Annotated in this window: 20 protein-coding genes and 1 other RNA gene; 6 read left to right on the top strand and 15 right to left on the bottom strand. The window is 44.8% G+C overall.

The window, feature by feature from the left end; genetic code table 11:
* Positions 1-130: 130 nt before the first annotated feature.
* From IGJ12_RS14930 to IGJ12_RS14975, 10 genes are all read right to left on the bottom strand, one after another.
* Positions 131-1,678, bottom strand: coding sequence for a PASTA domain-containing protein (locus IGJ12_RS14930; RefSeq protein ID WP_005233477.1), 1,548 nt, complete (start codon positions 1,676-1,678; stop codon positions 131-133).
* The gene (locus tag IGJ12_RS14935; RefSeq protein WP_005227776.1) at positions 1,671-2,345 is read right to left on the bottom strand and encodes an ABC transporter ATP-binding protein; all 675 of its coding nucleotides are present in this window, start codon (positions 2,343-2,345) and stop codon (positions 1,671-1,673) included. The genes IGJ12_RS14930 and IGJ12_RS14935 overlap by 8 nt, the downstream gene beginning before the upstream one ends.
* 12 nt (positions 2,346-2,357) lie before the next feature.
* On the bottom strand, positions 2,358-3,908 hold the full coding sequence (locus IGJ12_RS14940) for an ABC transporter permease (protein WP_016621953.1): 1,551 nt from the start codon (positions 3,906-3,908) through the stop codon (positions 2,358-2,360).
* Between the two features lie 313 nt (positions 3,909-4,221).
* Positions 4,222-4,668, bottom strand: a complete 447-nt coding sequence (gene dtd / locus IGJ12_RS14945; RefSeq protein WP_008382058.1) for a D-aminoacyl-tRNA deacylase — start codon at positions 4,666-4,668, stop codon at positions 4,222-4,224.
* Positions 4,669-4,674: 6 nt separating this feature from the next.
* Positions 4,675-6,885, bottom strand: a complete 2,211-nt coding sequence (locus IGJ12_RS14950) for a RelA/SpoT family protein (protein WP_005233463.1) — start codon at positions 6,883-6,885, stop codon at positions 4,675-4,677.
* A gap of 187 nt (positions 6,886-7,072) precedes the next feature.
* A complete protein-coding gene (locus tag IGJ12_RS14955) occupies positions 7,073-7,738 on the bottom strand; it encodes a deoxyribose-phosphate aldolase (RefSeq protein ID WP_016621954.1) in 666 nt (221 codons plus the stop codon).
* 4 nt (positions 7,739-7,742) lie between these two features.
* Positions 7,743-8,498, bottom strand: coding sequence for a 16S rRNA (uracil(1498)-N(3))-methyltransferase (locus tag IGJ12_RS14960; protein ID WP_008382053.1), 756 nt, complete (start codon positions 8,496-8,498; stop codon positions 7,743-7,745).
* 1 nt (position 8,499) lies between these two features.
* Positions 8,500-9,447 (bottom strand): 50S ribosomal protein L11 methyltransferase, encoded by a 948-nt coding sequence (gene prmA / locus IGJ12_RS14965; RefSeq protein ID WP_005233456.1) that lies wholly within the window; start codon positions 9,445-9,447, stop codon positions 8,500-8,502.
* Positions 9,448-9,458: 11 nt separating this feature from the next.
* Positions 9,459-9,947, bottom strand: coding sequence for a DUF3013 family protein (locus tag IGJ12_RS14970; RefSeq protein ID WP_034872159.1), 489 nt, complete (start codon positions 9,945-9,947; stop codon positions 9,459-9,461).
* Positions 9,883-10,581 (bottom strand): DNA-3-methyladenine glycosylase, encoded by a 699-nt coding sequence (locus tag IGJ12_RS14975; protein WP_042890686.1) that lies wholly within the window; start codon positions 10,579-10,581, stop codon positions 9,883-9,885. The genes IGJ12_RS14970 and IGJ12_RS14975 overlap by 65 nt, the downstream gene beginning before the upstream one ends.
* Before the next feature lie 216 nt (positions 10,582-10,797).
* Between IGJ12_RS14975 and IGJ12_RS14980 the strand changes: the two genes are divergently transcribed.
* From IGJ12_RS14980 to IGJ12_RS14995, 4 genes are all read left to right on the top strand, one after another.
* Positions 10,798-12,075, top strand: a complete 1,278-nt coding sequence (locus IGJ12_RS14980; protein ID WP_008382049.1) for a replication-associated recombination protein A — start codon at positions 10,798-10,800, stop codon at positions 12,073-12,075.
* 85 nt (positions 12,076-12,160) lie between these two features.
* A non-coding RNA gene (gene ssrS, locus IGJ12_RS14985) (6S RNA) lies at positions 12,161-12,355 on the top strand.
* 168 nt (positions 12,356-12,523) lie between these two features.
* Positions 12,524-12,814, top strand: a complete 291-nt coding sequence (locus IGJ12_RS14990; protein ID WP_005233435.1) for a hypothetical protein — start codon at positions 12,524-12,526, stop codon at positions 12,812-12,814.
* 64 nt (positions 12,815-12,878) lie between these two features.
* On the top strand, positions 12,879-13,358 hold the full coding sequence (locus IGJ12_RS14995; RefSeq protein WP_005233432.1) for a universal stress protein: 480 nt from the start codon (positions 12,879-12,881) through the stop codon (positions 13,356-13,358).
* A gap of 284 nt (positions 13,359-13,642) precedes the next feature.
* On the opposite strand, the gene IGJ12_RS15000 is transcribed toward IGJ12_RS14995, so the two are convergent.
* Together IGJ12_RS15000 and IGJ12_RS15005 are read right to left on the bottom strand one after the other, a co-directional pair.
* Positions 13,643-15,223: an ABC transporter gene (locus tag IGJ12_RS15000; protein ID WP_086298415.1), complete on the bottom strand. Its 1,581-nt coding sequence runs from the start codon at positions 15,221-15,223 to the stop codon at positions 13,643-13,645.
* Positions 15,224-15,979, bottom strand: a complete 756-nt coding sequence (locus IGJ12_RS15005) for an ABC transporter ATP-binding protein (RefSeq protein ID WP_008382046.1) — start codon at positions 15,977-15,979, stop codon at positions 15,224-15,226.
* A gap of 270 nt (positions 15,980-16,249) precedes the next feature.
* Here IGJ12_RS15005 and IGJ12_RS15010 point away from each other — a divergent pair, with 270 nt between their 5' ends.
* Together IGJ12_RS15010 and abc-f are read left to right on the top strand one after the other, a co-directional pair.
* The gene (locus IGJ12_RS15010) at positions 16,250-18,250 is read left to right on the top strand and encodes a KUP/HAK/KT family potassium transporter (RefSeq protein ID WP_008382045.1); all 2,001 of its coding nucleotides are present in this window, start codon (positions 16,250-16,252) and stop codon (positions 18,248-18,250) included.
* Between the two features lie 313 nt (positions 18,251-18,563).
* A complete protein-coding gene (gene abc-f / locus IGJ12_RS15015; protein WP_101699431.1) occupies positions 18,564-20,147 on the top strand; it encodes a ribosomal protection-like ABC-F family protein in 1,584 nt (527 codons plus the stop codon).
* 96 nt (positions 20,148-20,243) lie between these two features.
* Here the strand turns inward: abc-f and IGJ12_RS15020 are convergent, their stop codons facing one another.
* From IGJ12_RS15020 to IGJ12_RS15030, 3 genes are all read right to left on the bottom strand, one after another.
* Entirely contained in the window at positions 20,244-21,704 is a 1,461-nt protein-coding gene (locus IGJ12_RS15020) for a peptide MFS transporter (protein WP_005227746.1), read from the bottom strand.
* Between the two features lie 357 nt (positions 21,705-22,061).
* Entirely contained in the window at positions 22,062-23,246 is a 1,185-nt protein-coding gene (locus IGJ12_RS15025) for an acetate/propionate family kinase (protein ID WP_430619164.1), read from the bottom strand.
* A gap of 24 nt (positions 23,247-23,270) precedes the next feature.
* Positions 23,271-24,275 (bottom strand): class I SAM-dependent methyltransferase, encoded by a 1,005-nt coding sequence (locus IGJ12_RS15030; RefSeq protein WP_005233418.1) that lies wholly within the window; start codon positions 24,273-24,275, stop codon positions 23,271-23,273.
* Positions 24,276-24,351 lie beyond the last annotated feature (76 nt).

Raw genomic sequence — 24,351 nt, forward strand, 5'->3', positions numbered from 1 at the left:
AGTTTACTTTATCGATCCAGCGATTTCAAGCGGCTCGCTCGTGTTTTTTTTACAATTAGTAAGTAAAAACACCCTTCCAAGGAAGGGTGCTTACCTTTTGATGCTGTGTGAAAAAGTGTCGGTTGCGAGATTATTCGGCAGCAGATGAACTAGCGGTACTGACCGGTTCATCCGCCTCCCCGCCATCCTCTGCCGGCGGTGTTTGGGTACTGCCTTGCAGATTGCCGCGGCTGATACCGATGGTGATCCACGTTTCTAGGGGAATGAACTCGCCGTAGCGGCTCATTTCAACGACGGTTCCTTTTGGTTCCGCCGAATCGACATAGTAGATTTCGTAATAGACATTGGCGCCTTTTGATTTGTATTCATCAAAGAATAGTTTTGGCAAGTCGCCTTCCGTTGCTTGGAAACGAATGTCTTTCAAATACGGTCTGCCTAATGAGTAGACGACTTTGACAGTTGGCAAAGTATCGCTTTCGCTGTACTCTTTGCCCGCTTCCTCCGACTGACTCAAGAAACTACCATACGCCACTTGATCGGAATAGACCGTGCTGACTTGCAGCGGGATTTTTGATTCTAGTCCTTGGGCTTCTTCGATCGTGTATTGTGAAAAATCTGGAACGGTCAAAGCTTGGCCTTTTGAGACCTTCACCACAAATTCTTCTTTTTTCGCAAGTTTGCTGCCTTTGACTGGTTCTTGTGAAACGACCAGATCCAGGGCGACACTGTCAGAAAAGACGGTTTCTTCTTTGTATTTCAAGTCATTCTTTTTCGCCCATTCAGAAGCTTCACTTTTGGCTTTGCCTGTAAAATCAGGTACTTCAATATTTTTTTCAAAGACTTCTTTGCCCTTTGAATAGTAGACACTCAAACGGTCTTTGCGTTTGTATTCGGCTAAATCAAGCTCTTTGTTGGCCGCCTCTTGTTTGATAAAAGCTTCTGCTGCTACATTGTCGTCAAATTGTTCGATCAAAGAGAGGTTTTCGGCTTTATTGCTAGCGATCCAATCTTTTGCTTCGGTCACTTGCATCGCTGAAAAATCCGGTAGCTCTAAGCGTTCTTCAGGATCAGGCCCGAGACTCGCCGTCAGTGTCAGTGTGGCACCCTTCTTGATTTTTTTCTCAGGGTCGACACTTTGGTCGATTACTTGGTTGACGTCTTTGTCAAAGTCATATTCTTGCTCCACTTTGATAGCGACGCCTTCTTCCATGCCCCACGTCCGCGCTTCTGACAGATCTTGGGCAGTGAAATCCGGCACCTTCACATGGGTCATCTGATAATAGACGATCCCGATCACGGCAACCGCCAAGGCGGTCAGTAAAGCAATCAGCAAGATTTTTTTCTGCTGACGCTTTTTGTAGGTCGGATCAAATTCCGTTTCTTCTTTACCAAAACGGCTGACTGGTTCCTTTGATGCTACCTTCTCAGTCCCAGAACTCGCCGCTTTTGCTTCAGTCGTCTGTGTTTGTTGACGGGCTGCCGAGCGACTCATCGGCTCACTAGCTGTCGGCTCTTCTGATTGGTGAACCGTCGTTGGCTCCGCTGGTTTGCTCGCTTGCTCCGCGCCTCTTGCATTTTGATCTCCGACAGGTTCGCTAGTTTTTTTCTCGCTATTGCCAGCGGATTTCTTTTTGCCATCATAGTTGTCCGGGCTAAAATTTGATAAAAAATCACTCATGTTTACTCAACACACCTTTACGTAAATACAAGACTTCATCCGCTTGTTGAGCGATCTCGTTAGCGTGGGTCACGACGATCACACATTTGTTGTGGACGTGTGCCAGCTCCTTAAAGATATCGATGATCTCTTGTTCCATTTCTTCATCCAAATTCCCCGTTGGTTCGTCCGCTAAAATGATATCGACATTGGTGGCTAACGCCCGGGCGATCGCTACCCGCTGTTGTTCTCCACCAGATAATTGATTGACGAGCCGATCGGCTTTTTCTTTGGTGATGCCTATATAATCCAGTAAATTGTATGCCACTTCTCGCTGATTGTCTGGCAGCTGATTTTTCGTGATCGCCATCGGCACTAAGACATTTTCAACTGCACTTAAATAGGGAATCAGATTATAGCTTTGGAAAATGATACTGATGTCGTCGCGGCGATAATTTTCATGCCCAATTTTTTCGATATCGGTGCCTTCATAAAGTACTTGACCGCTTTTCGGACTATCCAACGCACTGATCAAGGATAAAAACGTCGTTTTTCCCGAACCAGATTGCCCTAAGATGGCATAGAAAGTCCCTTTTTCAAAAGAAACAGAGGTCTCTTTCAGTATATAGCGGCGCTGATCGCCGTCTTGGTAATAGTAATCGACTGCTTTGGTTTCTAATAAAGTCATCGTTGGTTCCTCCTACATCATGATTTTCTTTGGATTCAAGCGTAAAATATACAACAGCGGTAAAATAGCTGAGAACAAGACGGTTCCTAAACCTAACAGCAGATACGTAATGATGTAGCCTGCTGAGAAGGACACTTGATAGGCATTCTTGATATCCATGTAATCAATATCAGCTGCCATCAAACCGCCAGAATAAACACCGCCCATATCATTTTGATTGCTCATCCAATCGTTTTGCATCAAGGTATTTGAAACGGCACCACCTAATAAGTTCCCGGTCACTAAGGACAATAGCAGTGCGGCTAAACTAACCAGCAAGACTTCAATCACGATCTGTCCAATGACTTTCCCACGGCTTTCCCCTAAGGAGAGATAGATGCCCAATTCTTGTTTCCGATCTCGTAAGAAAAGCAAGACCACTAAGGAAATAATAAAGATGGTTGCGATCGACGCAATGATCACGATGTAATTTGCGATCACCCCTAACCGAGTAAAGCCACCGGCGATCTGCTCGTATTGATCCGTATTAGCAATGATACGATAATATTGGGGCAATAACGCACCGGCTTCTTGTTTAAAGGCTTCGACGTCATCCGTTGAATTTAGGACAAAGATCGGTTGATAATAGGCGTCTGACTCTTCTTCGATCACTTCTTGACCCCAAAGTTTTTCAGACTGCAATTTGTTAAAATCTTGCACTAAATTATTGCTAGCATAAAAGGTATTGATTTGTTCCATCACTTGCCATACCTGATCACTATTTTGTGAATCACTTTGATCTGATGAACTACTTTGATTGCTTTGATCCTTTTTAATTACAGAAAAGATCCCTGCAATGGTCACGGGATAATCAAAGGTCGCGACACGATTGCCACTCTCAGCCGTTTCGTCCGTCGCATCCTCACTATCATCACTTACTCCCTCGCTTGAACCACCTTCCATCATGACTTCTGCCCGTGTATCCCATACCAATTGATCACCGACACTCAGGTTATTCAATTCTGCGATCTCTTTACTGATCAATACCGCGTTCGTCAATTCACTGACATCTTTTTCTGTCAATCCCTCGCCTTCCTCCAAGCGAATCAAGCCTTCTTGCATGTCTAATGGCTCAACCAAATTTCCGCCCTTCAAAGAGAAGTAGTTGCCACCCATGCCGACCGATCCATCCTCCGGCGTATAGGCTTTCAATTTTGTTGTTTCTAACCAAGCTTGATTTTGGTAATCAAAATATTTCACATAGCTTAATTGACCGATTTGCTCATAAAGATCCAGCGCTGGTGGTTTCGGATAAAAATCTTCTTGTGACTGCTCTTCCTCCGAAGCATCCGCATGGTCTTTTTCAAAACCTTCCCAATCCATTTCCACCGTAGCTACGTTCCCCATTTTGCGTTTCGTCTCTCGCTCCACGTTGGCAGTGGATTGTTGAATTGCTACAGCACCAGCGATCACATTGCCTAAAATAAATAGAACTAAAAATAAAATAAATGATTTCCCTTTTCTTCTGGTGATACTCTTTATTGCACGCTGCCAAAAGTTCATTGTTATTTCCTCCAGTGACATTATTTTTTAACAATTATTCCATACTTCTCCCTCAAGAACAATCGCAATAAAGGATCGTTTTTCGAATTTAAAATATTAAAAAACGGATGAAAAAGATATTTCCATTTAATAACCCTTATAAAAGAACAAGAAAAAGATGTTAAATAACAAATAAAAGAATGGAATTTTTGCTAACAGTTTTGTAAGATTTCCCGATTTCAACTTAGATTTCACTTGGATTCCATCAAAAATGCTTAGCGCTTTCGAGAGTATAAAAAAAACGAAGGAATTCTCCGACTCTTTTCCAGCGAGAAAATCCTTCGTTTTGTATTCCCTATTTTTCTTTCGTATCGATCACGATCGTCACCGGGCCATCATTGACCAAGGCGACTTGCATATCTGCGCCAAATTTTCCAGTAGCAACAGTGATGCCTTCGGCTTGTAAACCTTCATTAAAGGCTTCGTAAAGCGGGGTCGCAATACTTGGCGGTGCCGCTTGAATGAAACTAGGGCGATTGCCTTTCTTGGTCTCCCCATAAAGGGTGAACTGTGAAATACTCAAGACCGCGCCGTTTATGCTTTCCAGTGACCGATTCATTTTGCCCTCTTCGTCTTCAAAAACCCGCAGATTTTTGATTTTTCTTACGAGATAAGCCACATCGTCGCCTGTATCCTCATGGGTGATCCCCAACAAAACCATGAACCCTTGTTGGATCGCACCGACGATATTGTCCTCAATCGACACGCTTGCTTGACTGACTCGCTGGATCACTGCCCGCATTCTTTCTCACCCCTTCGTACGTCTGACGCTGTAAACATCTGGAATCTGCTTGATTTTATCAACGATCGATTTCAAATGAGTCAAATTCTGAATCGCCACCGTGATACGGATCGTTGCCATTTTGTCTTTATTGGTTTTGGCTTCGACACTCACTAAGCGTTTCGTGACGCTATTGACCGTCTGCAAGACATCGTTGAGCAACCCAGACCGATCATAGCCGTAGATCTCAAGATCGGCATCGTATTCTTTGTTGATGTCGGTGGCATCTTCCCACTCAACATCGATCAAACGGTTCGCTGCCTCTTTGTTTTGAACATTGGGGCAATCGCTGCGGTGGATCGAGATTCCCCGCCCTTTAGTAATATAGCCGACGATCGAATCCCCAGGAACCGGATTGCAGCAGCGGGAGATGCGGATCAACAAGTTATCGACCCCTTCAATGACAATGCCGCCTTCGTGACGAACCTTCATTTTTTCTGGTTCTTTTTTCGCCGGTTGATTGATCATCTCTTGGACTTGCTGCTTTTGCTTCTCGATTTGTTTCTCGCGCCGTTCTTCTTCGGTCAAACGGTTGGCTAAGGTCGTGGGACTGACTTCCCCATAGCCGACAGAGGCAAACAGGTCATCTTCTGTTTGATAATTGAATCGTTCGCAAGCTTCCGCCATTTTGCTTTTCGTCAAGAATTCTTTTGGCACAAAGCCCATATCTTGTAAGGTACGAACCACTGCCTCATGTCCTTTGATGATATTCTCATCACGATCTTGGGCTTTAAAAAATCGTTTGATTTTGTTCTTCGCTTTGCTGGTAGCCACTAGTTTGACCCAGTCGCGGCTTGGCCCAAAGGAATTCGGTGATGTCAGAATCTCAATAATGTCGCCATTTTTCAGCTTATAGTCTAATTGGACCATTTTGCCGTTGACCTTGGCACCAGTAGTTTTGTTGCCGATGTCGGTATGGATGCTATAGGCAAAATCCAGTGGACTGGAGCCTTGAGGCAACTCCGTCACATCACCTTTTGGCGTAAATACATAGACTTTGTCGCTGAAAATATCGCCTTTGACACCTTCCATAAATTCAGAAGCATCATAGCTTTCATCTTGCAGTTCCAAGATTTCACGGAACCAGCCAACTTGTTGGGTCATCTTGTCGGCTCGGACTTTTTCGGTCTTGCCTTCTTTATAGGCCCAGTGCGCAGCAACCCCAAATTCAGCGATCTCATGCATTTCATGGGTCCGAATTTGGATCTCGACAGGATTGCCTTTGGGACCAATGACCGTCGTATGCAGCGATTGGTACATGTTGGCTTTTGGCATAGCGATATAGTCCTTGAACCGCCCAGGCATTGGTTTCCATTTTGTATGGATCGTTCCCAAAACCGCGTAACAATCTTTGATGGAGTCAACGATCACTCGGATCGCCAACAAATCATAAATTTCATTGAACTGTTTCTTTTGGTCTTTCATTTTGCGATAGATCGAGTAAATATGCTTTGGTCGACCATAGATCTCAGCATAGATATCTAGTTCCTCCGTAGCGATCCGAATCTCTTCCACGGTTTCGGAAACGTAGGATTCCCGTTCTTCTCGTTTGGTCTGCATCAAATGCACGATTCGGTAATATTGCTGTGGATTCAAGTAACGCAAAGAAATATCTTCTAGTTCCCATTTGATTCGGCTGATCCCTAAACGATGAGCCAATGGGGCATAGATTTCCATCGTTTCTTGGGCGATGCGGCGTTGTTTGTCTTCCCGCAGATGTTTCAACGTACGCATATTATGTAAACGGTCAGCCAGTTTGACCATGATGACCCGTAAATCTTGCGCCATGGCGATCAACATTTTCCGATGATTTTCTGCTAATTGTTCTTCATGAGATTTGTACTTGATCTTACCCAGCTTGGTCACGCCATCCACTAGCATCGCTACATCGGCACCGAATTCTTCTTTCAGATCGGCTAACGTCACATCGGTATCTTCGACGACATCATGCAAAAAACCAGTTGCAACGGTATGAGGGTCCATCTGCAATTCTGCCAAGATCCCCGCAACTTGGATTGGATGAATAATGTAAGGCTCGCCGGATTTACGGAATTGTTCTTTATGGGCTTCTGTCGCGTAATCTAATGCTTTTTGGACAAAGGCAACATGTTCTTCACTCATATAATGAGCGACCAATTTGATGACATTGGGCCCGGTCAATATAACTTCTTTTGCCATTCATTCCGCCTCCTGCTTTTCTTTTTTGTGCTATCAAAAAGGCAGACAGAAGTCGCTGTTAACGTTTCGTCACGCACCCAAAGCCTTGCGGACAAACGTTCTAAGCATGGGACTCCTGTCTAACCTGCAGTTCTTATTTAGTAGTATTATTATACAAATTTTTCAGCTATTTTTCAATCGCTGTTGTTCAAAGCACATCGGGTGCCGGCTTGTCCTTAAGCAATTCTTCAAAAACATGATACGAGAGCCCGATTTTCTCGGCGCCGGCAGCCTGTAGTGATTGCATAGCTTGTTCATCTATTGTGTCAGGATTGATCTGGATCGATAGTTGACTGCCACCATCTAAGGAAAACAAGCTCACGTCGTGCAATGCTTCTGCTAGTGGTTGTTTTTGTCCTAACACGATCTTTGGCCATGCTTCTTCTTTCAAGCGTTGTGCCACTTGGATCTTCGTCAATTCATTCATGATCTCGGTTTGCACAGCTAAGCGGATCTCCCCTCCTGTCAAGGTCAAGGAGCGAATCGTTTCGGTCAATTCCGCAAAGCCACGATCATTTTCCATGAAGGAAGAAGCCGGTAGCCAGACTTCCAAAAAATCGGCACCTTCCATAAACGCCCGACCGATTTCAAACGCTACCTTTGCCAGTGTTCCTTGGGCAAGGGGGTAATCGATCACTGCGCCGATTTGTAAGGAAGAGCCTTGTGCCAAGATTTTCGCCCGCCGAATGGCACTAGGCAAAACGACGACTTCCTTTAAAGCCGTTTTATATTGATTGATAAAATCCTTCAAGACCCAGTCGGTCATATCGGCCGTCAACAAACGGACACTGATTGCTTCTTGGTTCTTATTCATCAACTCACATCCTCTTTAATTCCGTTAGCACACTGACAGCACTTAAAAAATAAAACGGTGCTGTTTCTGTTCGTAAAATCCGAGGGCCTAACCCGCATAATTTAGCGTTGTTTTCCTGGGCTCCTTCGATTTCGGAGGGGGTCAGACCGCCTTCTGGGCCAAAGATCGCTAAAACTTTGCTACCAACGGGCAATTCGGTGATCACTTGCAGCAGCATCGCTACTTCTCCTTGCTTGGCTGATTCTTCATAAGCCACTAGGACCGCATCGTACTGACTGAGGCTTTGCCAAAATGCTTTGGCGTTATCCAGTAGTGTGATGGCTGGTGCGATCTGCCGTTGGGATTGCTCCGCCGCTTCTTGGGCGATTTTTTGCAGCCGCTGCTGCTTTTTCTGTAACTTCTTTTGATCCCATTTCACGACCGAAGTTTGCGCAGGAAAACCGATAAATGCTGCCGCCCCAAGTTCCGTGCCTTTTTGAACGATCAAGTCCAGCTTGTCGCCTTTCGGGTAGCCGCTAGCGATCGTGACCTGCAGCGGCAATTCCTTGTCCTGCTGTTCTTTTTCGACTTCCTCTAAGTAAACCGTTTCTTCATCGGCCTCTTTGATCTTGGCGATGATCGCCAAATGATCCTCAAAAACTAAACCGACTTTCGTGCCGGGAGTCATGCGCATCACTCGGATCATATGGTGGAAGGGTTCTCCCGAAACGGCAAACACCGCTTTTGCTTCATAAGGCTCCTGTAAAAAATATCGCTGCATCTTACTCTACCTCTGGTTTTTTAAAGGCGATCGCATACCAGTCTTTTTGATTGAACAATTGATCGATCTCAAAGCCTTGTGCGATCATGGCATCGATCACTAATTGTTTTTTCGTCTCAATGATCCCAGAAACGATCAAGGTGCCCTCTTGCTTCAATAAACGCCATGCATCAGGGATCATCAATAAAATGATATCCGCTAAAATATTGGCAACGATAAGATCAGCAGGGACCGTCACCCCTTGCAAAAGGTCATTGGCTTGCACGGTCACATCGTGAGCAATGGGGTTCATCGCCATATTTTCTTGGGCGGACCTCACAGCGACTTCATCTAGATCATAAGCAAACACGTCTTTGGCACCTAAATATTTGCTGGCGATACTTAACACCCCTGAGCCCGTCCCGACATCTAAGACGGTTTCACCGCCCCGCAAGTAGACTTCTAGGGCTTGTAATGTCAAGCGTGTCGTAGGATGCGTGCCGGTCCCAAAGGCCATTCCCGGATCAAGGGTGATGATCTTTTCATCTTCTTGCAGCGGTTGATAGTTTTCCCAGCTCGGCACGATCGTCAGATAGCGGGAGATACGGACTGGATGGTAATATTTTTTCCAGGCCGTTGCCCATGCTTCTTCCACGACCTCGCTCGTTGTGATGGTGTTTTTGCCGATTGCCAAACCATACTCCGGCAGACGGTCGATGGCTGCTTTGATCGTCGGCAGCACTTCTGGCAAAAAAATCGTCTCTGGGAAATAGGCACTGACTTGCGCACCTTCTTCTAAGGTCGTATAGGTTTCTTTATCCAAAATTTCGCCATACGCATCGCTTTTAAAATTTTCGACATCTAAAACGTCCTCGATCGCTACCCCACTTGCTCCGTGTTCCATTAAAATATTGGCGACTGCTTCCACTGCTTCGCTAGCTGTCGCTACGGTTACTTCATTCCATTTCATGTTCGTTCTCCTTAGTAACTAGGGTACGGGATCATGGTTTCCCCAGCCCCGGCTTGATAGTTCGTCATTTTCTCCACAAATGCTTCTTCGTTGAATCGCAATTCAAAGATCGCTTCTTCACTGTCATCGTTCAAGAAATCAAGCAGATCGCTTTGGCCTTCTTCTAAAATTTCTTGAATGTAATCAACCAATCCGTCTAACAACGCTTTTTGGATCCCTTTTTTTCCTGCATAAGGAATCGTCGCTAAATAATCTTCTTCATCAAACGTTGATTTTTGTGGATCATACAACAAAATCCCATCTTCAAATTCAATGATCGCTTCCTCTGATGCCACACCTTGCGCATCGTCGATTTGGACTTGTTGAGGATTTTCGGCAAACAAGCGCAACACCAATTCGATGGTATGATTTTTGGCATCCCAATCGATCGCCACATCATAATCGGAGATTTTTTTCGTTAATCGCTGATCTAAGTAAGTCAATATCGTTTCTTTCGCCATCACTATTCCTTCTTTCTAGCCAGCCATGATCTTGCTGAACAGCGGCTTTTCGTATATTTGTTAAATAAGGATTACCAGCTACCGCAAATCGAAGCGGCATCTGAGTCCACTCCCCTTTGTTCGGGATACCAATTCGAGGCAATGCCAAAATTTCTTTTGGGGTACGTCGGCGCTCAGGAACCAAATGCAGCGGACTCGTAAAAATCGATTCGCCGTAAAGCTCAGCTGGAATCTGTAGTGCCTGTACTAGTTTCCCGGGGCCATTGGCTACATCCGGTCCCGTTTTTTGTCGCTGTTGTTCCATCAAGTCAATCCCATCCACCGGTTCTAGCCCGCGAATCATGATTCCTTGTGGGATGCCTTTTGGTTGCGTAATAAAGTTGACAATTCGATGCGTATGCATCGTATATAAATAAATCGTGCCGGGTTCCTGATACATCGCCCGAACCCTTGGTGTGTTTCGCATGCCCACACTATGAGCCGCCAGATCATCGGGACCTAGATACGCTTCACAATCCACGATATACCCACCTAATGTTCCTTCTGGGATCTCATGTTCCAAATACATTCCTAATAAGGCACGTGCGATGGTCGTTGTCGGCTGTGTCGCAAATAGTGCCATTAATTCATCCATTCTCATCACCCTCTTTATTCTACACAATTCTCGGTCAACTTACTATCTTTGACTACAGAGTTGCGGTGATCTCAACGATTTCTTTTCAACGAACCTGTTTTTTGCTGACTGAGTGGAAAATACGCGCCCTTTTGTTTTCGTAAGGACGCAAATCAGCTTGTTTATGAGAATGTACGTTCTTATGTTATACTTACAGGAAAAGGAGAGGATCGTTTTATGCAGCAGCCACTTGCTTATCGAATGCGGCCACGGAACTTAGATGAAGTCGTCGGACAGCAGCATTTGGTTGGCCCGGGGAAAATCATTCGCCGAATGGTCGAAGCCAAAATGCTTTCTTCGATGATCCTATACGGACCGCCGGGAACCGGAAAAACCAGCATTGCCAGTGCGATTGCCGGCTCGACACGCTATGCGTTTCGCATGCTGAACGCCGCCACAGATACAAAAAAAGACCTGCAAATCGTGGCAGAGGAAGCCAAAATGAGCGGTACTGTCATTTTATTGCTTGATGAAGTCCATCGACTAGACAAGACAAAACAAGACTTTTTACTGCCCCATTTAGAAAGCGGCAAGATTATTATGATCGGTGCCACGACGGAAAATCCCTACATTACGATCAATCCAGCGATTCGCAGTCGGACACAGATTTTTGAAGTCAAACCGCTCCAAGAAGAAGATATTTTGACCGCCATTGATCAAGCTTTAGCAGATGAAACTCGCGGACTTGGATCAGAAACCATCGTATTGACCGATGATGCCCGCTTGCATCTCTCGCGAGCGACCAACGGTGATTTACGAAGCGCCCTCAATGGCTTAGAACTCGCTGCCCGTTCCACACCAAAAGGACCAGACGGCATTATTCATTTGACCTTAGCGATCATCGAAGAGTGCGTACAGCGCAAAGCATTGACCCATGATAAAGATGGGGATGCGCACTATGATGTGATCTCTGCTTTTCAAAAATCGATTCGCGGCAGCGATGTGGATGGTGCGCTGCATTACTTAGGTCGTTTAGTAGAGGCAGGCGATTTGGCGATCATTTGTCGGCGCTTGATGGTCATCGGTTATGAAGACATCGGTTTAGCTAACCCAGCAGCCGCTGCTCGAACCGTCAATGCTGTGTTAGCCGCTGAACGTTTGGGCTTGCCGGAAGCTCGGATCCCTTTGGCCGATACGGTGGTCGATCTATGTTTGTCACCAAAATCCAACTCGGCCTACATGGCATTGGATGCAGCGATCGCAGATATTCGTAGCGGTAAAGCTGGAGATGTCCCGGATCATTTACGAGACAGTCATTACAAAGGCGCCGAAAGTTTGAATCGAGGAGTTGGCTATCAATACCCACATAATTTTGATGATGCATGGGTCGATCAGCAATATTTACCTGATAAGCTAAAAGGTACCCACTATTATCAACCGAAAGCCACCGGTAAATATGAGCAAGCGTTGGGCCAACGGTACCAACAATTGCAGCAACGAAAGAAAAAAAACTAGGTGCTTAGAAAAAATAGTGACTTTTTGGCATCGTTTTCAAACAACTTTATTGCACCTTCGTCATTCCTATGCTACTATAAGGGTGGAAATTCTGTGATGTACGAGTTGTCCCTTTTGTGTGTTGACCGAACATTTTTATTGATATCTTGGGATCCGTCTTGTGTCAATGCTGGTAACATGCCTTTTCCTTTGGTAGTTCGAAGCTTAGACCGTGGAACCCACCTGCTAGAATTTGCGGGATCAATACTATGGGAAAAAGAACGGCATCAACGGATATTACCCATTCTTTTTAGAATGTGCCATCTGTTTTTAACAGATGGCTTTTTTGCGTTTTCTAGCCGTTAGAAACCGTGCAACGTCCTCCATCTGATATCAAAGTAAGGGTGGCTTTTGCTATTCTTTCTAGGGTTCGCTATACTAAATCTATCAACTTAGAATAGGATGGCGTATGTTTATGATTCTTCTATTATTTACGATCGTGGCACTCGTATTATTCGGCACCAGTTATTTGCTTTATGCCAAACAAGCGATTTTTTTCACTTTGATCCCTACTACTGAGGCGAATAAAGTCTTCTTAAAAACCTATAGCCTCATTCATTTCCTTTTAGGCGTAGTGGCATTGGTTGTGGGCTTTGTCGATAGAGAGCTGATTGCCTTGTTTTATTTGGCGTTGTTGCTGCTCTCTTCCGCTTCATTCAGCATCTTGCTGGCACAAAAAATGAAAAAAAAGGAAGATTAGGTTTTCTTTTTCCAGAAAAAAGCATTACAATAAAAGTAGAAGATAACAGATGGGAGTGTTTCTTATGTTACAACAATATCAACGAATCATGGTAGCCGTCGATGGGTCTAGCGAGTCAGAATTAGCCTTCAAAAAAGCCGTGAATGTGGCACAGCGGAATGATTCTGAATTAGTTTTAGCACATGTGATCGACACTCGGGCCTTTCAAACCGTTTCTTCTTTTGACGGCATGCTTGCTGAGCAAGCAACCGAAATGGCCAAACAAACTTTGAAAGACTATGAGGATTATGCCCGCAAACACCAAGTAACTGCAGTCAAAACAGTGATTGAATACGGCTCGCCAAAACCAATCATTGCCAAACAATTGCCCGAAGATCACAACATCGATTTGATTATGATCGGTGCCACTGGTTTAAATGCCGTGGAACGAATCTTTATCGGTTCCGTGTCTGAGTATGTCATTCGCCATGCTGGCTGTGATGTGTTAGTTGTGCGGACAGACCTAGAAAACAAAGTCCCAGCAAAAGACCACACGAAAGCTTAATAGTGAGACGACCTGTCGCTGCTTGGCAGGTTTTTTTGTGCAAAAAAAACCGTGACAAAAGCAAAAGAGTTAACGAGCACTTAGGTCTCATTGGTCTTTTTGCCTTTGGTCACAGCTCTTTGACAAGTCGGTTATCCAAACTTGTACAGCAAAAAATGAAAGCAAAGTAATAGGTACTCCTATCTAACCATGTTTCCTTTTGATTGTAAATAGTTTTTCTGAATTTTCTGAATAAATAGTTAATTTACCCATCCTTAAATAAAAAAAGCAAAGCGTCGCTTCCCTTAGGAAAAACGACGCCAAAATCTATGGTGATAATGGGCTATCCAAAGGACGCTGGTCAAGAGGATCACAAAGAAAACCGGACCATTCAATAACCAAAAATCAACCGAAGTCGCAGCAAAGCCATAAAGGATGATAACAATGACGGAAAGAAATAGCGTTGCGACTGTTCCAATGGCTAACCCAAGACTCCCCGCCCCTCTCGTAAACAATTGACTGATATTGGTCCAATCCAAAAGCAGCAATCGATAATCCCGAGCAAAATATTTCAAGCACAAAAGAAAACTGCTCCAAAGTGCTCCTACTAGGAAAGAGATAGCCAAAATCAGCGGCATTTTGAATAAAAGCACTGCTGCCAGCACGATGACTGCCGTTAAGCTCAGCTGCAAAACGACGCCAAAGCGGAATTTTTCCCGCAAGTAGCGCTTCATCGATAGCGGCAAGGAGCGGACAAACAAGAAATTCTCCTGATCCAATGAAATCAAATTACTGATAAAAGAAGTCGGGTTGACCATCAGTGCCGCCAAGGCGATCCCCGCCACGAAAACAACACCGATAAACCGCTCATCCAATTCACTTAACTGAATCGCTCCTGTAAACACAAAAGACACTAAGAAAATGATGGGCATCAGCAACGAAGAAGAAAAGACTTGCATGATCAAATTCGGATCACGGATCAACTGCGAATTGTAATTAAACAACAGCTGGCCCAAGCCTTGATTGGGCTTATGTTTCCGACGAACACTCCCTTGGTTAGGCGCCGCGGCTGCCACTTGCTCATAAAACTTCGGCAAGATCAATCGATAGAGGGCAAAAAGCAGCACGCCTGCTGTGGCGATGATCCCTAGCAAGCTAAGCAAACCGGTCGTTTGAAACGGTGCCACCATCACATAATAAAAAGGCAATAAAAAGCTGATCGCTCCCCGGTCTACCACGTCTGTCTCATAAGTATTCACCTGATTCATCATTAAGACCCCGATCACAACAACCAGCATCGTCACGCCTAGCAATAAACTAGTGACCAATTTTTTATGCTTCAAGAAAAACTTGGTGCGGGTCAGGCTGAAGACGATCAAGCTGCAAATGCTGAAGATCAAGACTAAAAACAAGCCGAACAGCAAGAACGCCCATAAGATCGTCAGCAAGAAAAAGACGTTTGCCCGAATCCCTGTCAGGAGAAATAAGACCAACAAAGGAAAAATAAACGGCGCAACGGTAAGAAATACCACCACGATCTTTGCCAGAAAAATTTCACTCTGTCGAAAGGGCAGCGGCAAATACGCTGGCAGATCTTGACTTTCGAAGAAGACATTGTAAATGGACGAAATCCCTTGGGAAAAGCCTAAGATTCCGAACAAAGCGACATAATAGGTAAAAAAGCCCGGCATCTGACTAAAATCCAATGTGATCATCGTCAAGCCATAGATTAGGAGAAACACTACCCCAGAAAGCGCATATTGAAACAACAGATAACTGGTCAAGGTCGAACCAGCCTTGCCTTTTTTGCGGGCTTTGTCTGTTAGTTGGGGATTGGCATACCGCAAATTAACGGAGGTCAGCGTCAGAAATTGTTGTTTTCGCATCTACGCTTCCTCCGCTTCTGCAAGAATCGCTTCTTCTTGACTTCTCCCAGTCATTTGCAGATAGATCGTTTCCAAAGAAAGCGACGGATGCTGTGCCAGCAAATCTGCCACTGAGCCATTGTACAGCAGCTCACCTTTTTTCAAAATCGCTAATTGATCACACAACTGCTGGGCGGTGTCTAAGACGTGGGTAGAAAAAATCACGGTCTTGCCCTTGGCAGCATGCTGTTTCATCATTTCTTTTAAATCATACGCTGCTTGGGGATCTAAGCCTTGCAATGGTTCGTCCAAGATCCAAATGTCCGGATCGGGGATCAATGCCCCAATCAGCAGCGTTTTTTGCCGCATTCCATGGGAAAAGCTAGCGATGGTCTCTTCTTCATGAGACAGCATATCAAACAAGCGCCCTAATTTTTGCAAACGCTCGGCCTTTTCCGCTGCTGGCACCTCATACGCTGCGGCAATCAAGTCCCAATACTCCCCTGCCGTTAGCTGTAAAAACAAATCTGGCGTGTCCGGCACATAGGCAATTTGTTTTTTTATCGCTTCCCGATGTTCCACGAGGGATTGACCGTCAAAAAAGATTTCCCCACTCGTCGGTTGTAAAATACTAACTAAGCTTTTGATCGTTGTCGACTTCCCTGCCCCGTTGTGTCCCAGAAAGCCAAAGATCTCCCCTTGACGAATCGTCAGGGAAAGATCAGACAATGCTTTTTTTGGTCCATATTGTTTCGTCAGATTCTTGATCTCAATCATTTTCCTGCCTCCTTATTCCATACCTATTGTTATCTTACGCTGAAACGTAGTAAAAGAAAAATGTTTATTGCCATTTTTATCAAATCAATTGACAGGAGCTGCAAAAACAAAGATAATAAGAGCACTTTAGGGGAGTAGCACATGGATCGTTCCATGATCTTAGATCAACAGCAAGCGGGAATCCGCTGGTTTAAGATGTTTCTTGCAAGACCTAAGTGGCAAGGGGCCGCTTAGGTCTTTTTGCAGTTTAAAATGGAGGGAAAACAGTCAATGAGTTCAAGTAAAATGAAAAAAGTGACCGCCGGCGGACTTTTAGTCGCCATGGGGGTGGTCTACGGTGATATCGGTACGAGCCCACTTTACGTAATGAAAGCCCTGGTGGAGGACAATGGCGGACTACGCACCTTAACGCCCGACTTTATCTTAGGCAGCGTCTCGCTCGTCTTTTGGACGCTGACCTTGTTAACGACGATCAAGTACGTCTTGATCGCATTAAACGCGGATAACCATGGAGAAGGCGGGATTTTTTCCCTTTATACCTTAGTTCGTAAAAACAGCCGCTACTTGATTATTCCAGCGATCATCGGGGGCGCAGCCCTGCTAGCAGATGGGGTATTGACGCCTGCCGTGACCGTAACCACTGCCATCGAAGGATTACGGGGAATTCCAGCCTTTTTTGATCGCTTCGGCAATGACCAATCGATCATCGTCGGCATCACCTTAGCAATCTTATTGGTCCTCTTTGCCCTGCAGCGCTTTGGGACTGAGTTTGTCGGCAAAGCCTTCGGACCGATCATGCTAGGCTGGTTCACCTTCTTGGGCATCGTCGGTGTGATGAACTTTGCCGGTGACCTTTCGGTGATTCGGGCCCTTGATCCCCGGTATGCGATCAATCTGCTCTTTAGTCCCGATAACAGCGCTGGTCTCTTTATTCTCGGCAATATCTTTTTGGCGACTACTGGTGCGGAAGCCCTCTACTCGGACTTAGGTCATGTGGGCAAAAAAAACATTTATGCCAGCTGGCCCTATATCAAAATCTGCTTGATGCTGAATTACTTTGGTCAAGCGGCGTGGCTGCTGCAAGTCTATCAAAACCCGACTTATCAAGAAATCGAAAACTTGAACCCATTTTTCCAAGCATTGCCGCAAGGGTGGACAGTCTTTGGTGTCAGCTTCGCCACACTCGCTGCCATCATTGCTTCGCAAGCTCTGCTGTCTGGCTCCTTTACCTTGGTTTCTGAAGCCATCAAGTTGAAACTATTGCCGCGGATGCAAATCATCTATCCGGGGGCGTCTATCGGGCAAATGTATATTCCTGCCTTGAACACCTTGCTGTGGATCGCCTGTTCCGGCGTGGTCTTATTCTTCCAGACCTCTACTCGGATGGAAGCCGCTTATGGATTGGCCATTACGGTAACGATGTTGATGACCACTATTTTGCTGTATTTCTACTTGCACCAAAACAAGAAGACCCGTTTCTTGGCACCGTTCATCACGCTCTTTTTTGCAGCGATCGAAGGCATTTTCTTTATCTCTAGTGCGACGAAATTTTTCCATGGCGGTTACGTTGCCATCTTATTAGCCAGCGTGATCATCGGTGTGATGCTGATTTGGGAATGGGGCAATCGTATTCAAGAAAATGCTGCCGAAGAAGTTGCACTTTCTACCTACATCCCTCAATTGAAACAGTTGCGGGAAGATGATTCTTTGCCATTATCTCAGACGAACGTCGTCTTCATGGTTCCTAAACTGCAAGACGATCAGATCGGTCAGCAGTTCATCTATTCCATTTTAGACAAACGGCCGAAGCGTGCCAAAGTGTATTGGTTCGTCAATGTGGAAGTCACCGATGAACCTTATACGAAAAAATATGAAGTTTCGATGGCAGATACCGATTTTATCGTTAAACTAAAGCTTTATCTCGGCTTTCGGGTGCCGCAAGAAGTCAATCTCTACATTCGCCAAATCATTCAAGAATTGATGAAAGATGGTCGCTTGCCGCTGCAGCCGCAACGCTATTCCTTAACGCCTGGACGCAATGTGGGTGATTTCCAATTCGTGATGATCGAAGAAGAGCTGTCGAATGCAACTGCATTAAGCAAATGGCAGAAGCAAGTCATGCAGACGAAGCTTTTTATCAAACGCCATACTATTTCACCTGAACGCTGGTTCGGCTTAGAATACAGCGATGTGGTTCATGAGACCGTTCCTTTGGTCATCGGTCAGATGAAAGAAAGCTCTCTGACAGAATTACGCATCGAGGAACGCTAAGAAACCGCCAGTACTGGTTGAACTTTCTGATACTTTCAGGTACACTGAAAAGACAAAGACACAAAGGAGGGAAAACGACCATGATGCGCATGACTAAAATAACAAGTAATGAAAATTACCAACGATACCATATCGCATTTAGCCATGCAATTGGTTTTACAGTTGCTGTTGACGGGACGAGTCTGTCCAAAACAGTTAAATTTACGTAAAATCAATGGCCATCTCAAGGTATTTTTCTCAAAAAAATCTGAGTTTAAATAACACTGGCCATGGATATCCATGGCCTTTTTGAGTGGTCTCAAGGAGAGAGATCATGATCATACAAGCAATTGCTATTAAAAAAACCATCGGCGGGAATCCGTTATTTGAGGAGTTATCCTGCCAAATCGAAGCTGGGGAAAAAATTGCCCTAGTCGGCATCAACGGAACGGGCAAATCAACCTTTTTACAAATCTTGACTGGCAGTGAAGGTGTCGATAGCGGCGTTATCAGCCGCCAAAAAGGCTTGAGGATCGGGACGGTCGAGCAAGAGCTGACAGTTTCTGAAGCAACCGTTACCCACTACCTGCTCCATTCTGCAGCTAACATTCAAGAACTCAAACAGCAAATGAGCCATTACGAAGCCTTGATGGCAGAACCCGATACTGATTTAGAGAAGTGTCTGATCCGTTATGGCGAGCTGCAGCAGCGCTTTGAAGAGCTGGGCGGTTATGGATTAGAAGACCGAATTTCCGCGATCTTACAAGGGTTAGGAATTCCCCATCGGCAGGACGCACGGTTAACAGACCTTAGCGGGGGTGAACGGGTCAAAGTCGCTTTAGCCAAAGTGTTAGTCACCGATGCTGACTTGCTGTTACTGGATGAACCAACCAATCACTTGGATCTTTCAAGTATCCGCTGGTTGGAAAATTATTTACAGAATACGAAAAAAGCGGTTCTAGTCGTTTCTCACGATCGACACTTTCTCGATCAAGTCACCACCAAGACCTGGGAACTGGAAGAAGGCGCCCTGATTGAGTATCCTGGGAACTATAGCCGATTTCGTGTCTTGAAAGAAGCTCGCTTGGCGGAGCTGACCAAAAATTACGAACTGCAGCAAAAAGAAGTCCAGCGACTGAAAGTCATGATTCGTCGATTTCGTCAGTGGGGCCATGAAGGAGACAATGAATCCTTCTTCAAAAAAGCCAAAGAATTGGAACGCCGCCTAGCGAAACTTACACTGGTCAAACCGCCAGCGCCCCCGAAAAATCGGCTGCAAGGCTTGGCAAATGGCGGAAAATCAGGTAAAGAGGTGTTCATCGTTCGCGACTTGCACCAGCAATATGCCGATCAGCTCCTATTCAAAGACAGCAGTTTTGCAATCTACCGTGGGGAGCATCTAGCCATCATCGGCGACAATGGTACCGGAAAATCAACCTTACTCACATTACTTCTCGGTGAGGAGCTTCCTAGCGGCGGCACTATCAAGCGCGGCAGCAGCTTACAAATCGGCTATTTGCCCCAACAGCTACAGTTTGCCGATACTGAGAGCCGCTTGTTGGCCTACGTACAGACGTTGACAGGAAACGAAGAGGCTGCTCGTCGGCAATTGGCCAAAAGTGGGTTTTATCAAAGTGATGTGGCCAAACGAATCAAAGATTTATCTGGTGGTGAAAAAATCCGTTTGGCGTTACTGAAACTCTTTTTAGAAAAAATCAACGTCCTGATTTTGGATGAACCAACCAATCACCTCGACAGCTATGCCCGAGAAGAAATTGAAGAAATGCTGCAAGATTATCAAGGGACCCTGCTGGCAGTCAGCCATGACCGCTACTTTTTGCAGCAGCACTTCCAAGAAGCCCTGGTCATTGCACAGCAGCAGATCACACGCCAGCCACTAAGCCCATTGATTGACTAAGACATTGATTCGCAACAAAAAAAACTTGATTTTCCTACAGTAAGCATGGGTTGTTCAATCCATGCATAGGCGGAAAATCAAGTTTTTATTTTTTGATCAATGAATGTTGCCGATCAAGTTGCGGATCGGTTTTCTAGCTAAATACAAGATGATGCCGACAACAACGGCTACTCCGCCGACGATGCCATAGTACATCCCTTCTGTTTGTGGTGTATAGAACCGAGCGATTTGCGCATTGATGGCTTGTGAAGAAGCGTCTGCTAACAACCAAATCGCCAAGGTTTGTGCTTCGAAAGCTTTCGGCGCTAGTTTGGTCGTCACCGACAAGCCCACAGGTGAAAGACACATTTCCCCCGCAATCATAATGAAGAAGCTCAATACCAACCATAATGGGCTGACCCGTTCTTCTACTCCAAACAAGAGGCTTGGCAGCATTAGCAATAGAAAGGACAAACCGGCTAAGACCAAACCAATGGCAAACTTCACTTCTGTCCGGGGTTGACGAGAACCTAGTTTGGTCCACAACCAGACAAAGACAGGTGTCAGTAAGACGACAAAAAGTGGATTTAAGGTTTGATACAAACTTGCTGGAATATTGATGCCGAATAACGTTGATTGCGTACGGTCAGCAGCAAACAATGCCAAGATCGATGAGCCTTGTTCTTCTAAGGACCAAAAGACGATCGCTGACAAGAACAGCGGAATGTAGGCCAACACTTTTTTCTTTTCATCTGGTGTGACATCTTTCGAACGCAGCATTTTGGTAAAGTAGTAGATCGGCAAGAAAATACCTAAAACACTGATGAAGTTGATGAAGAAATCAACCGTCAGATGGCCTGTTGCAGCAGCTGCGCCAAATAACACTGCCAATGCGAGAAGAACTAGAACGACTGCTCGGAAGAAGGTTTTCTTTTCGGCTGCCGATAAGGGATTCGTTGGCGCGATCGCTACACTTTTCAACGTGGTTTTTCCTTGCACATAATACTGCACCAAACCGATAAACATCCCGATAGCAGCAATCGAAAAGCCTAAGTGGTAGTTGACCTCTTGTCCTAAGATCCCGACGATGATCGGTGCTAACAAGCCACCGATATTGATCCCCATGTAGAAAATTGAGAAACCAGCATCCCGACGGATATCGTCTTTGCTGTACAAATGCCCCACCATACCCGACACGTTGGATTTCAAGAGTCCGGTTCCGATGACGATCAGCATCATGGACACAAACAACGCTGGAATCCCTAAAGGTGTTGCCAAGACGATGTGTCCTAACATGATCAAGATTCCACCATAAAAGACGGATTTATTTGATCCTAAAAGACGGTCCGAGATCCAACCGCCAACAATACTTGACATATACACTAAGGAACCGTAAATCGACATGATCGCCACAGCCGTTCCTTTTGGCAACCCTAAGCCGCCGTTGGCAACTGCATCGTACATGAAGTACACCAAAATCGCCCGCATACCATAATAACTGAATCGTTCCCACATTTCCGTGAAGAATAACGTCGACAGCCCTCGCGGCTGACCTAAGAATGTTTTTTCTTTTTCCATATGTAATGGCCCCTTATAAAAATTAATGAAAATAAAATAGCGGAATTTTTCTGAAAATTCACAAATGCCAGTTTATTCCCATTTGGCAACTTTTACAAGGGTATTTCCCTGAGAACATCTTGTAAAAAAGGAAGGAAATTTAAATTCAAATGAAAGCAAAATGAGAAGCCATCCACCTAGGTGCAGTATGAGCCAATTTTCATATGTATAATTATTAAATTTTCTGTTTAAAAAATTAGAAAATGGTCTTCACCAATTTTTCTCTCTAGTCCCGTTTTGCGGACTTTCCTACAAAAAAACACATGCAAGCATTTCTCTTGCATGTGTTTCAGCTTCTATTCTAAGAAATGTTTTCGCTTAGCCGCGTAAACGTTCCACATCACGAGCGATTATTAATTCTTCATCTGTTGGGATCAAAAGTACTTTGACTTTTGACTCTTCAGTTGAGATCACTAATTCTTCGCCGCGTTTTGCATTTTGATCGGCATCTAATTCGCAACCAAACCAAGTCATGCCTTTGATAACTTCGCTGCGGACGTGGGCATCATTTTCACCGATACCAGCAGTAAAGACGATCGCATCGACACCGTTCATGGTCGTTACATAGCCACCGATGTATTTACGGATGCGGTCAGTAAAGACGTCATAAGCAACTTTGACTTCTTCTTTGTCGTAGTTTGCTTCTAGATCGCGCATGTCGCTGGAAATACCAGTTAAGCCTAATAAACCAGATTTTTTGTTTAAAACATCCACCATTTCATCGATGTTCAAATCTAATTTTTCCATTAAGTAAGGCAAAACAGCAGGATCGATGTCACCAGAACGTGTTCCCATCGTTACACCAGCTAACGGCGTGAAGCCCATTGATGTATCTACTGATTTTCCGCCGTCAACCGCAGTGATCGACGCACCGTTCCCTAGATGGCAAGTGATGATTTTTAATTCTTCGATTGGTTTGCCTAACATTTCTGCCGCACGCTCAGAAACATAACGGTGGCTTGTACCGTGGAAGCCGTATTTACGTACTTTAAACTCGTTATAGTACTCTAATGGCAAGCTGTATAGGTAATTGTGTTTTGGCATCGTTGCATGGAAAGAAGTATCAAAAACAGCGACACTGATGATTTCAGGCAAGATTTTTTTGAAAGCAGTGATCCCCATCAAGTTTGCTGGGTTGTGTAATGGCGCAAATTCAGCCAATGCTTGGATGCGTTCCATCACTTCGTCTGTGATCACAACTGAATCAGGGAAATCTTCTCCGCCGTGAACGACGCGGTGACCGACGCCAGTGATTTCATCATAAGCACCTAAAATGTTTAATTCGATCAGTTGATCCAATAACATTTTTACAGCTACTTCGTGATCGTTGATATCGATGATTTGTTCGAATTTTTGATCTTCCCCATATTTGATGGTAAAGATAGAATCTTTCAAACCGATTCGTTCAACGATTCCTTTAGCGACAACTGTTTCCTCTGGCATTTGATATAATTGCCATTTTAAACTTGAACTTCCAGCATTGATTGCGATTGTTTTTGACATGATGATCTCCTTATCCGAATTATATTACAGATTTGCTGCTTTCCAAGCCGCAAATTGTTCAAAAAGTTTTGTGATGTTCTTTGGTTCTTTCAGTGAGGCTAGCTTGACCAGCAAGACTTCTTCTGCTTGTTTGCTTGTCCCTCCGTGGTTTTGTAAAAGCAATATACTTTTACGTGAATGTTCATTTTTAAAGAGTTCTTCAGGAAGCTGAATCATTCCTTGCAAATAAACCTTTTCTTTCAGCCATTTTTTCAAAAATTCACTCTGTTCCGTTTCCAAGAAATTGCTTGGTAGTAAGAACAAACCGTAACCGCCAGCTTTGACATAGTTCATCGCTTGTTCCATCAACAAATGATGGGCGTAACTGTGTCCTTCTGGAGCCGCCGTAATAAAGCTGCGGGCTTTGTCATCTTGTGGGTAATAGCCCACCGGTAGATCGCTGATCGCCAGATCCATCGGTTCGATCAAAAGCTCTTGCAAGCCATCTTGATGGAACAAATGCAAGGGCGCTTTGGTCCATTCGCCAGTTGCAGCTGCGATCGCCAACAAGGTTTCGTCAATATCCACACCGGTTCCTTCTACTGGACGCTTGGCTAATTGCAGATTCAGCAAGACTGTCAATAAGAGATTCCCCATGCCTACCGATAAATCAAGAAGTTTCACTGGTTGATCGGCACTACTCAACTGCTCGATCAAATAGACGAATAAAAACCCAAGACTATCTGGTGTCAGTTGGTGATTGGCCTGCAGGCGCTCCGTTTGGCTGCCTTTCAACAAAACCAACTGCGCAAGCTTGCGTTTTTCTTCTGCCGATAGTTCCATTGCTCGAATTTCTTGATAGATGGTTTCTAAACGAGCAGCAGTTGCTTCATCTGGTACCCCATCGATCACGCGAACTTGGTATTGATCAACAAAATTTTCGATCGTCTCTACGTAAGCATCAAAAAAAGACGTTTCCAATGCGTTTTGAAGCAGTTGGATCGCTTCAACGGTCAAATGAAAAGACGTTTCCATTTTTTCTGCGGACATCTTGCACCTCTTTTCAAAACTATAACAACATATATACCTGTTTAATTTTAGCCGATTCATCCAAAATAATCAATCG

This window comes from Enterococcus sp. DIV0802b (assembly GCF_050543535.1).
In the GTDB taxonomy this organism is placed as follows: domain Bacteria; phylum Bacillota; class Bacilli; order Lactobacillales; family Enterococcaceae; genus Enterococcus_D; species Enterococcus_D entomosocium.